The organism is Oleiphilus sp. HI0061, from assembly GCF_001635675.1.
Map to the genome: position 1 here is coordinate 1 of NZ_LWFE01001697.1, position 1,500 is coordinate 1,500.

Here is a 1,500-nt window from a genome sequence, read left to right on the forward strand (position 1 = left end):
TAACTCGTAAATATAGGTAATTTAAATATGAAGTCCTGGTTTAAATCGATCGAAAACGATGCTGAAGGCACCTCCTATCCCTTAGATAAAGTATTAAACGAACTAAACTTCTCTGAAGAGGGTTTAATACCCGTAATAGCCCAGGACCATGAGACGAGAGAGGTGCTAATGTTTGCCTGGATGAATCGCGAGTCATTAAAAGAAACTCTCGAAACCTCCAAGATGTGCTATTGGTCCCGTTCGCGAAAGTCTTTATGGCGCAAAGGAGAAAGCTCTGGCCACTGGCAAAGCCTGGTATCGATGAGAACGGATTGCGACGGTGATGTACTACTAGCCCTGGTCACACAAGATGAAGCAGCTTGTCACACTCATCGTAGAAGTTGCTTCTACCTGAAGTTTGAGCAAGGCGAGGTGGTCATCGCCTCATAAGCTTTCTGCTTTCTGCTTTCTTCGTTTACATCAGTGCTGATACAAATTACTTAAGTGGTCGTATTTATCCAGGATTTCTTGATAGCGACCACTTGATTTAATTTCTGACAAACCACGATCAAAGTCATCTCTGACCAGCTTATCTCGGAATAAAAACGGGTAATGACTTGGTTTAAATAAGGGGTGAAATCTGACCTTTTGACTAAAGCGCTGCTTTGCCAAGCGAGAGTAGCGATCTCCCTGATTTGCCTTATACCAATAATATCCAAAAATACTCTTATCCATCACGATAAAATCAAGCTCTCTGATAAAGAGTAGATTTATCTGAAAATCTTGTTTTGGAACTTCTTGATAATGCCGGTTTGTGCGTGCCATCACAGCATATTCTTTACCCAGAAAGTCTTTCGCTTTTTGAAAACCTACAACCGTTTTATCTTGAAGAAAAGACATAGATATATCTTCAGGGTAGTTCTTGGATGCCAGACTTATTGCGTAGTTTTGAAATGTCACCACGGCTTGGGACAAATAACCACTCTTAACAACATTGGCCTTTGCATTCATCACGGCATCTAACTGCGCATCATCAAACAACTTATATGCTCGCTCAAATGGCACATAAACCGGACGTATATCATAACGCTCAGGATCGAGGCTCGCTCGCAATATATCTAACTCGATGCCTGAGTCAGTTTCTTTAATCACCCAAGGAGGAATTGACATGCTAATGCCAATCTCAAATGGCTGAGGAGCATCTGATTGTACTGTGGAAGGGTCCTTGGCATGCAAGGATAATGAGACACTAGATACTAAAAAGGCGAAAAAAGCGTAGATGAATCTAAACATTGCTTCCTCCGCCTGATAATGAAAATTAACTATCCTTGGGAACTATCTCCGTCCTTTTCAAAGGCTTCTTTAAAACCTTTTCATATAAGAATAATAGTGCTTCTCGAGCTTGATTCAAGCGCGCGCGGGAAAGAGACATATTTTTTACCAAATAGCGTAAAAACTCTTTCACATTAGATTCACTTAAATAACGCGGGCTCCGCAAATCATAATAAGCTAAATACTGCG

General features: G+C 41.0%; 3 protein-coding genes. 1 reads left to right on the forward strand and 2 read right to left on the reverse strand.

Translation table 11 applies throughout. From position 1 onward, the window contains the following. Positions 1-27: 27 nt before the first annotated feature. Positions 28-429, forward strand: a complete 402-nt coding sequence (hisI, locus tag A3735_RS26095; RefSeq protein WP_068508721.1) for a phosphoribosyl-AMP cyclohydrolase — start codon at positions 28-30, stop codon at positions 427-429. Positions 430-459: 30 nt separating this feature from the next. On the opposite strand, the gene A3735_RS26100 is transcribed toward hisI, so the two are convergent. Then, positions 460-1,149: an ABC transporter substrate-binding protein gene (locus tag A3735_RS26100; RefSeq protein WP_068760715.1), complete on the reverse strand. Its 690-nt coding sequence runs from the start codon at positions 1,147-1,149 to the stop codon at positions 460-462. Between the two features lie 148 nt (positions 1,150-1,297). Further along, positions 1,298-1,500 (reverse strand): phage integrase N-terminal SAM-like domain-containing protein (locus tag A3735_RS29355; RefSeq protein ID WP_197486061.1); only part of this gene is annotated, 203 nt, incomplete at its 5' end.